Raw genomic sequence first — 9,401 nt, forward strand, 5'->3', positions numbered from 1 at the left:
CGCCGGACTCCGCCGTCCCGCCGGACTCCGCCGTCCTGCCGGACTCCGCCGTCCCGCCGGACTCCGCTCGCCCGCCGGACCCCGCCGGCCCGCCAAGCCGGGCGGGGGGCCTGCGCCACGGCGACGACCGGCGCCGCCGGTCCACGGCCCCGGAAGACCGGCCGGATACGGCCCGGCCGGCACGTCTCGCCCTACTGCCAGAGCTCCGCCAGTGCCCCCGCCATCGCCACCACCCCGACCGCCGTGCCCGCCGCCGCCGCGCCCCGGGACCACAGCGTCCCCACCGGAACCGGCCGCGCCCGCAGGCACGCCCCCACCAGCAGCGGCACCACCACCAGGCCCGCGGTCCCGGCCCACACCGCACCGAACCCCGGCTCCGGGTACCCCAGCCACCAGCACGCCAGCGCCGCCGCCGGCGCCGACACCGGGCCGGCCAGCACGGCGACGACGGCCGGCTCCGGCCAGCCGCTGCGCCCGGCGCCCCACCGCCCCAGCGCCGCCAACGGCCGCACCAGCAGCAGCCCGTGCAGGAAACCGGCCCCGGCCGCCGTTGCCGCACCCAGCACCGGGTCCGGCAAGGACCCGCCCGCAGGGTGCCGGACCACCAGCAGGGCCGCCCACACCGTCAGCGCCTGCCAGACCCCGACCACCTCGGCGCCCGGAGCGGCGTCGAACCACCGCGCCCGCCCCACCCGCCGCCACCTCCGAGCCACCGGCCGTACCGGGCTCGCCCAGACCATCCCCGGCCCCCTTCCCGCCCCTGTCCCGTCCCCCGCCCGCCCCCGCTCCGAACCACGCTCGGCCGCCCCGCTACAGCCGCCCTACACCGCCGCCACAGGCCCGGGCCCCACGGGACGTCACAGCCCCCGCACCGTCACACCCGCCACCGGCGCACCCGACTCGTCCTCCACCACCACCGCCTCCCCGGCCCACCGCACCGCGTACCGCTCCACCTCGCCCGCCCCGAACCCCGGCCCCGGATCCCGGATCACCACCCCGCCGCCCGTGCGCCCCCGCGCCGGAGCCCACGCCTCCAGCCCCACCGCCCCGTCCGCACCCCGTACCGCCAGCACCGACCCCGCCCGCGCCAGCACCGGCACCCGGCCCGGCGGCGCGTCGAGCAGCACCTGCCCCGGCCCCTCGTACGCCGCCCCCGTCACCGTGTCGTACCAGCGCCCCCGCGGCAGCCGCACCGCCCGCCGGTCCGCCCCGCACTCCAGCACCGGCGCCACCAGCAGCGCGTCCCCCAGCAGGAACGCGTCCTCGCAGTCCCGCAGCACCCGGTCCTCCGGGTTCCCCCACCACAGCGGCCGCACGTACGGGGCCCCCGTCCGCCGCGCCAGGTGCGCCAGCGTCACGAAGTACGGCCGCAGCCGCTCCCGCTCGGCCAGCACCTCCGCCGCCGCCTCCGCCACCTCCGGCCCGAACTCCCAGGGCTCCCGCCGCCCCGCCCAGATCGCCGAGTGCGTACGGAACAACGGCAGGTACGCCCCCAGCTGGAACCACCGCAGGTACAGCTCCGGCGACGGCGAACCCCCGAAGCCCCCCACGTCCGGACCCGAGTACGGCACCCCGCACAGCCCGAGCCCCAGCACCAGCGCCAGCGAGGCCCGCAGCCCCTCCCAGCCGCTCTCCACGTCCCCCGACCACGTCCCCCCGTACCGCTGCATCCCCGCCCACCCCGACCGGGAGAACAGGAACGGCCGCTCGTCGGGCCGCAGCCGCACCAGACCCTCCCACCCGGCCCTCGCCATCCCGAGCGCGTACACGTTGTGCCCCGACCGGTGGTCCCCGCCCGCCCCGTCCATCACGTGCCGGGCCGACCGCGGCAACGACGCGTCCCCCCACGGAGCGAACGACACCGGCTCGTTCATGTCGTGCCAGAAACCGGCGAAGCCCTGCGCCAGCCGCTCCTCGTACAGTCCGCCCCACCACTCCCGCGCCGCCGGATCCGTGAAGTCCGGGTACGCGCACTCGCCCGGCCACACCTCACCCCGCACCTCCCGCCCCCCCGCGTCCCGGACGAACGCGCCCCGCGCCCCCACCGCCCGGCCCGACGCGTGCACCGCGTCCCCCGCCTTCACCGCCGGGTCGACGATCGACACGAGCCGCACCCCCCGCCCCAGCAGCTCCCGCGCCAGCCCCGGCAGATCGGGGAACCCCTCCCGGTCCACCGTGAACACCCGGTGGGCGTCGTAGTGGTCGATGTCCAGGTGCACCGCCGACAGCGCCAGGCCGCGCTCCCGGTACCCCGCCACCACCCGCCGCACCTCGGCCGCGCTCCCGAACCCCCACCGCGCGTGCTGGTACCCCAGCGCCCACTCCGGTGGCACCGCCGCCGCGCCCGTCAGCCCCGACCAGCCCTGCAGCACCCGCGCCGGCGTCCCCGTCAGCACCCAGCACCGGGCCGGCCCGCCCTCCAGCCGCACCTCGCTCGTCCCGGCCCGGTCCACGCCGGAACCGGCCCCCTCCTCGCCCTCCCGCAACACCACCCGCCCGTCCCAGGAGTTGTCGTAGAACGCCAGGTGCGTCCCCGCGTCCGCGACCACCACCTGGACGGGCATCGTGATGTACAGCGGATCGTCGCCCGGCCCGAACCCGCCCCGCGGATCCGTGTTCCACAGCCGGTACGTCCCGTCCCGCAACCGGGGCCCCGACGCCCGCCCGCCCAGCCCGAAGAACCGCGCGTCCGCCGGCACCTCCGACCGCTGCAGCCACCGCGCCCCTTCCACCCCCCGCGCCCCACCGGCATCCGGCGCCACTGGATCCCACCAGCGCGGCGGCAGCTCCCGCCGCAGCACCGCCCCGCCCGGAGTCCGCACCTCCACCGCCCCGTGCCGCGACACCGCCACCGTCACCCGCTCCGACACCACCCGCCAGCCGCCCCCGGTGTCCGGCTCCAGCACCGCCCGCGGATCCGGCTCCGGCCCACCGCCCGCCAGCGCGTACGACGGCCCCGGCTCCGCCCCGTCCCAGCCCCAGAACACCGCCCCGCCCACGGTGACCCGTACCAGCAGCTCGGACCGCGCGAACCGCAGCACACCCCCGCCCGGCAGGGCCCGCGTCCCCTCCAGCAGACCCGGCACCCGCGCCCGCTCCGCGCCCCGCCGCGGCAGCGCCGCCGCGTCCGCCCGCCGGTGGCGCCAGGCCGAGCGCCAGGCGCGCCGCCCGCGCGCCGAACCGATCTCTATCACCGCACGCACCAGCTCACGACCGTCCATGCGGATCACCCTGCCACCGGCCCCCGGCCGAGCGGGCCGCGTTCAGCTGCCGTTCACCCGCACAAGGACCGACCCCGACCGCACCGGACAGCTCTGGTGCGTATGTCGATCACATGGCATCGTCCCTGTGAGCCGTCGCGCGTACACCCACGCCGCGGTGGCACCGTACGCACACGAAGCGCGAGCCACAGACTTGACCGGGAGCCGACCCATGACCTCAGCCACCCAGCCGGAACCCCTCTGGTCCCCGGGCCCCGACCGGATCGCAGCGGCCCGGATCACCGCCTTCCAGGCCTGGGCGGCCGAGCGCTTCGGCGCCCCCGCCGACGGCGGCTACCCCGCCCTGCACCGCTGGTCCGTCGACGAGCTCGACGTCTTCTGGCAGGCCGTCGCCGAATGGTTCGACGTACGCTTCACCACCCCCTACGAGTCGGTCCTCGCCGACCGCTCCATGCCCGGCGCCCGCTGGTTCACCGGCTCCACCCTCAACTACGCCGAGCACGCCCTGCGCGCCGCGGAGGACCCCGCCCGCGCCGCGGACCCCGCCCTGCTCTCCGTCGACGAGACCCACGAACCCACCCCCCTCACCTGGGCCGAGCTCCGCCGCCAGGTCGGCTCCCTCGCCGCCGAACTGCGCGGCCTCGGCGTCCGCCCCGGCGACCGCGTCAGCGGCTACCTCCCCAACATCCCCGAAGCGGTCGTCGCCCTCCTCGCCACCGCCGCCGTCGGCGGAGTCTGGACCTCCTGCGCCCCCGACTTCGGCGCCCGCAGCGTCCTCGACCGCTTCCAGCAGGTCGAACCCGTCGTCCTCTTCACCATCGACGGCTACCGCTACGGCGGAAAGCAGCACGACCGCCGCGAGACCGTCACCGAGCTGCGCGCCGAACTGCCCTCCCTGCGCGCCGTCGTCCACATCCCCCTCCTCGGCACGCCCGCCCCCGAAGGCACCCTCTCCTGGGCGGACCTCACCTCCGGCGACGCGGAACCCGTCTTCGAGGCCGTCCCCTTCGACCACCCGCTGTGGGTCCTGTACTCCTCCGGCACCACCGGCGCCCCCAAGGCGATCGTCCAGTCCCAGGGCGGCATCCTCCTCGAACACCTCAAGCAGCTCGGCCTGCACTGCGACCTCGGCCCCGAGGACCGGTTCTTCTGGTACACCTCCACCGGCTGGATGATGTGGAACTTCCTCGTCTCCGGCCTGCTCACCGGCACCACCGTCGTCCTGTACGACGGCAGCCCCGGCCACCCCGACACCGGCGCCCAGTGGCGCATCGCCGAACGCACCCGCGCCACCCTCTACGGCACCTCCGCCGCCTACGTCATGGCCTGCCGCAAGGCCGAGGTCCACCCCTCCAGGGACTTCGACCTCTCCGCCGTCAAGTGCGTCGCCACCACCGGATCCCCGCTCCCGCCCGACGGCTTCCGCTGGCTCCACGACGAGGTCGCCGAGGACCTGTGGATCGCCTCCGTCAGCGGCGGCACCGACGTGTGCAGCTGCTTCGCCGGCGCCGTCCCCACCCTCCCCGTCCACATCGGCGAACTCCAGGCCGCCTGCCTGGGCACCGACCTCCAGTCCTGGGACCCCTCCGGCAAGCCCGTCACCGGCGAGGTCGGCGAACTCGTCGTCGCGGCCCCCATGCCGTCGATGCCGATCCACTTCTGGAACGACCCCGACGGCAGCCGCTACCGCGACAGCTACTTCGACATGTTCCCCGGCGTCTGGCGCCACGGGGACTGGATCACCCTCACCGACCACGGCTCCGTCGTCATCCACGGCCGCTCCGACTCCACCCTGAACCGCCAGGGCGTCCGGATGGGCTCCGCCGACATCTACGAGGCCGTCGAACGCCTCCCCGAGATCAAGGAATCGCTGGTCATCGGTCTGGAGGAGCCGAACGGCGGCTACTGGATGCCGCTCTTCGTCCACCTCGCCCCCGGCGCCGTCCTCGACGAGGCCCTGCGCAAGAAGATCACCGCCACCATCCGCGAGCAGCTCTCCCCGCGCCACGTCCCCGACGAGGTCATCGAGGTCCCGGCCGTCCCCCACACCCTCACCGGCAAGCGCATCGAGGTCCCCGTGAAGCGCCTCCTCCAGGGCACCCCCCTGGCCAAGGCCGTCAACCCCGGCTCCGTCGACCACCCGGAGCTCCTCGCCTTCTACGAGGAACTGGCCCGCACCCGAAGCTGACCCCGGCCCGGTGTCAGTGGCCCTGATTACTCTGAGTGAGCAAACCGTCACGTCACTCAGGGGGAACCATGTCAGGCACGCACCACACCCGTACGGACGCCTCCCGCCGCCGCAGCCTGCGCCGCGAGGTCCCCAGCACCGTCGGCCTCATCGCCGACGCCGGGGACTTCGCGGCCATGCGCGACTACCGCAGCTTCGGATTCGACCACCACGACGACTACACCGACTACCTCCGGCACGTCGACGCCCTGCTGCGCTCCCTCGCCGCCCAGGGCATCCACACTACCGTCGCCCTCTTCGACCCCGAGGAGTACGCCGACTACTGCGAGGAACACGGCCTCGACCCCGACACCGCACTGACCCGTACCCGCTTCACCGCGGAACTCGCCGCCGGCGGGCCGCTCCTGCCCTACACCGGGCAGCCCATCGAGGAACTCGTACCGCTCCTCGTGGACGAGGCCGTCCGGCAGGCCACCTGGGAGTGCGCGACCGTGCTGCTCACCCGCGCCGGCACCTGCGCCGACTGCGGCGAGGACATCGGACGGGCCTCCTTCGAACGGGCCGCCCGCACGCTCGAACGCCTCCTCGCCGGCGCCGGACCCGGCCACCACCACCTCGTGTGCAGCGTTCCCACCGAAGAGGAACAGCTCGTCGCGGTCCTGCACGCCGAGACCGCGGGGGATCCGCCCGGCCCACCGCGAACCGAGGGCCGCGAAGGCCTCGACTTCGTGACCGTCCTCGCCGCCGGACTCGCCCTCGGCGGCGCCGGGGGACTGGTGCTCCGCAGCACCACCGAAGGACACCGCGACCGAGTCCACGGCTGGCGCCTGGACCGCGGCCGCCTCGTCGCCCTCACCGCTGCGGCCGTCTTCGACGCCTACTGCACGGACGCCGACACCGGTGAACCCGTCGCCCCGGAACCGGGCGTCGAACACTGCCCGGGATACGAGGTCGACGTCCCCGGACCCCACCACTGAACGACCGAGGGGCCCTCGCCACCGGCGAAGGCCCCTCGATCCGGCTCCCGCCGTCCGGCTACTCCCCGGACAGCACCGCCTGGGCGGCCACTCGGGCCTCCTCGGCACTGTCGGCGGCACGCGCCGCCGCCGCCGCACGCTCGCACTGCGCGAGCGTGTACTTGGCCAGCGTCGCCCGCACGTACGGGATGGACGCGGCACCCATCGACAGGGAGGTGACACCCAGACCGGTCAGCACACAGGCCAGCAGCGGGTCGGAGGCCGCCTCGCCACAGACACCACAGCTCTTGCCCTCGGCCTTCGCGGCGTCCGCCGACATCGCGATCAGGTCGAGCAGCGCGGGCTGCCACGGGTCCTGGAGCCGCGAGACCGCACCGACCTGACGGTCGGCCGCGAACGCGTACTGCGCGAGGTCATTGGTGCCCAGCGACAGGAACTCGACCTCCTGCAGGATCGAACGCGCCCGGAGCGCGGCGGAGGGGATCTCCACCATCGCGCCGAACTTCGCCCGCAGACCGGCCTCGCGGCACGCGTCCGCGAAGGCCTTGGCGTCGGTCCGGTCGGCCACCATCGGGGCCATGACCTCGAGGTAGACCGGCAGCCCCTCGGCGGCCTTGGCCAGCGCGGTGAGCTGCGTGCGCAGCACGTCCGGGTGGTCCAGCAGCGACCGCAGCCCGCGCACGCCGAGCGCCGGGTTCGGCTCGTCGGCCGGCGTCAGGAACTCCAGCGGCTTGTCGGCGCCGGCGTCCAGGACGCGTACGACGACCCGGCCCTCGGGGAAGGCCTCGAGCACCTTGCGGTAGGACTCGATCTGCTTCTCCTCGGACGGCGCCTTCTTGCTGTCGTCCAGGAACAGGAACTCGGTACGGAACAGGCCCACGCCCTCGGCCCCGGCCTCCACGGCGGCCGGCACGTCCGCCGGCCCGCCGACGTTGGCGAGCAGCGGCACCTTGTGCCCGTCGGAGGTCGCACCCGGACCGGAGGAGGCGGCCAGCGCCGCCTTCCGCTCGGCGGCCGCGGCCTCCAGCTCGGCACGCTTCTCCGCGGTGGGCTCGACGAACAGGTCACCGGTGCTGCCGTCGACGGCGATGACCGTACCCTCGGCGATCTCACCGGCACCCGGCAGCGCCACGATCGCCGGCACGCCCAGCGCCCGCGCGAGGATCGCGCTGTGGCTGGTCGGACCGCCCTCCTCGGTGACGAAGCCGAGGACCAGCGCCGGGTCGAGCAGCGCGGTGTCGGCGGGAGCCAGGTCCCGGGCGATCAGCACGTACGGCTCGTCACTGTCCGGGACACCCGGCATCGGCACGCCCAGCAGGCGCGCCACGATCCGGTTCCGCACGTCGTCCAGGTCGGCGACCCGGCCCGCCATGTACTCGCCGGCCCCGGCGAGCAGGTCGCGGTAGCTGGCGAACGCGTCGTAGATGCCGCGCTCGGCGGTGCTCCCGACGGCGATCCGCCGGTCGACGTCAGCCATCAGCTCGGGGTCCGTGGCGATCATCGCCTGGGCCTCGAGCACGTGCTGCGCCTCACCACCGGCCAGCTGGCCGCGCGCGATCAGGTCGGCCGACACGGCTTCCACGGCCTTGCGGGCGCGCCCCTGTTCGCGCTCCGCCTCGTCCGCGGTGATCTGCCTGGCCGGCGGTTCGAGGACCGCCGTGCCCATGTGGCGAACCTCGCCGATCGCCACACCGTGGCTCACGCCGACGCCTCGCAGCGTTGTCTCCATTTCACCCGTCTCCGATTGAGCGGCGGCCCCAGCCGCCGCATTGGATGTCCGACTCGCCCGCGCAGGCGGCCGCTTAATGCCAGCTGAAGAGGGCGTCGTCAGCCTTCACGTAGCCGGACTCGACGACGTCGGAGAGGGAGTCCGAGGTCGCCTCGAGCGCCACCACGGGGCAGATCGGCGACTTGCCGGCGGCCTCGACCGCGGCGGGGTTCCAGCGGATGACGGCCTGGCCGCGCGTCACGGTGTCGCCCTTGTTCACGAGCAGCTCGAAGCCCTCGCCGTTGAGCTGGACGGTGTCGATCCCGAGGTGCGTCAGCACGCCGTGGCCTTCGCCGTCGACGACCACGTACGCGTGCGGGTGCAGGGAGACGACCACACCGTCTACGGGGGACACCGCCTCCGAGGGCTCGCGCACGGGGTCAATGGCCGTGCCCGGTCCCACCATCGCGCCGGAGAACACCGGATCGGGCACTGCCGCGAGTCCGATGGCGGTCCCGGCGAGTGGGGACGTCACGCTGGTCATGGGGGCCTCCCAGGGGTGGGGCTTCATCGTGTCGCCGTCACTACGTGTCGCGAACGGCATACTCTTCAGAAGGATATGTCACGGAGTGTGTAGGTTCGCCCGATGTTGGTCCTGACTCGGACGGCCCTTTGGCACGGAGACTAGTGGACTAGACCGGTGGACTAGACCATACGCGTGAAACGATTTGCCTGAGCCTGGACGGCCCTGTACTGTCGTGACTCCCGCCAGGACGTGCCGCGTGAACATCTCGCGAACAACCGATGGACGGGACTCCTCCTCCAGCAGTAGCGATCCAGACTCCACTTCTTTCTTTCCGCGTGCCCATTCGGCAAAACGGAGAGTTGGTCGGAGGGACGGAAAAGCACTGATAGAGTCGGAACCGCCGGAAAGGGAAAGCGCGAAAGCGCAGGACCTGGAAAGCGCCGAGGAAATCGGGCCCGAAAGAGTCTGATAGAGTCGGAAACGCAAGAACACAGAACGAAAGCCCGGAGGAAAGCCCGCGAGGGTGAGTACAAAGGAAGCGTCCGTTCCTTGAGAACTCAACAGCGTGCCAAAAATCAACGCCAGAAGTTGATACCCCGTCCACTTCGGTGGATGAGGTTCCTTTGAAAAAGACCTGTCAGGCCTTCGGGTGCTGGTAGGCAATTACACAGCGAGGACGTTGTGGCGCGTCGGTCTTATTCCGACATGACGTGCCCGCTCTAAGTGATGTGTGCACCCGATTACGGGTAAACATTCATGGAGAGTTTGATCCTGGCTCAGG

The 9,401-nt window shown here is 73.5% G+C and carries 6 protein-coding genes; 2 read left to right on the forward strand and 4 right to left on the reverse strand.

Features of this window, described 5'->3' with window-relative positions:
• Positions 1-191: 191 nt before the first annotated feature.
• Both ABZZ17_RS17630 and ABZZ17_RS17635 read right to left on the reverse strand, forming a co-directional pair.
• Positions 192-692 (reverse strand): hypothetical protein, encoded by a 501-nt coding sequence (locus tag ABZZ17_RS17630; RefSeq protein WP_356876892.1) that lies wholly within the window; start codon positions 690-692, stop codon positions 192-194.
• Positions 693-857: 165 nt separating this feature from the next.
• Positions 858-3,221, reverse strand: a complete 2,364-nt coding sequence (locus tag ABZZ17_RS17635) for a TIM-barrel domain-containing protein (protein ID WP_356876894.1) — start codon at positions 3,219-3,221, stop codon at positions 858-860.
• 211 nt (positions 3,222-3,432) lie between these two features.
• Between ABZZ17_RS17635 and ABZZ17_RS17640 the strand changes: the two genes are divergently transcribed.
• Both ABZZ17_RS17640 and ABZZ17_RS17645 read left to right on the forward strand, forming a co-directional pair.
• A complete protein-coding gene (locus tag ABZZ17_RS17640) occupies positions 3,433-5,409 on the forward strand; it encodes an acetoacetate--CoA ligase (protein WP_356876896.1) in 1,977 nt (658 codons plus the stop codon).
• A gap of 68 nt (positions 5,410-5,477) precedes the next feature.
• Entirely contained in the window at positions 5,478-6,386 is a 909-nt protein-coding gene (locus tag ABZZ17_RS17645; RefSeq protein ID WP_356876898.1) for a hypothetical protein, read from the forward strand.
• A gap of 58 nt (positions 6,387-6,444) precedes the next feature.
• On the opposite strand, the gene ptsP is transcribed toward ABZZ17_RS17645, so the two are convergent.
• Entirely contained in the window at positions 6,445-8,115 is a 1,671-nt protein-coding gene (gene ptsP / locus ABZZ17_RS17650) for a phosphoenolpyruvate--protein phosphotransferase (protein ID WP_356876900.1), read from the reverse strand.
• A gap of 73 nt (positions 8,116-8,188) precedes the next feature.
• Positions 8,189-8,638 (reverse strand): PTS glucose transporter subunit IIA, encoded by a 450-nt coding sequence (locus tag ABZZ17_RS17655; RefSeq protein ID WP_356876902.1) that lies wholly within the window; start codon positions 8,636-8,638, stop codon positions 8,189-8,191.
• Between the last annotated feature and the right edge of the window lie 763 nt (positions 8,639-9,401).

The sequence above is a fragment of the Streptomyces sp. NPDC006512 genome (assembly GCF_040611935.1).
In the GTDB taxonomy this organism is placed as follows: Bacteria; Actinomycetota; Actinomycetes; order Streptomycetales; family Streptomycetaceae; genus Streptomyces.

Bases quoted from the DNA above. Each gene is read 5' to 3' on its own strand.
- ABZZ17_RS17645 (WP_356876898.1), top strand. From the start codon at position 5,478: ATGTCAGGCACGCACCACACCCGTACGGACGCCTCCCGCCGCCGCAGC.
- ptsP (WP_356876900.1), bottom strand. From the start codon at position 8,115: ATGGAGACAACGCTGCGAGGCGTCGGCGTGAGCCACGGTGTGGCGATC.
- ABZZ17_RS17655 (WP_356876902.1), bottom strand. From the start codon at position 8,638: ATGACCAGCGTGACGTCCCCACTCGCCGGGACCGCCATCGGACTCGCG.
- ABZZ17_RS17640 (WP_356876896.1), top strand. From the start codon at position 3,433: ATGACCTCAGCCACCCAGCCGGAACCCCTCTGGTCCCCGGGCCCCGAC.
- ABZZ17_RS17635 (WP_356876894.1), bottom strand. From the start codon at position 3,221: ATGGACGGTCGTGAGCTGGTGCGTGCGGTGATAGAGATCGGTTCGGCG.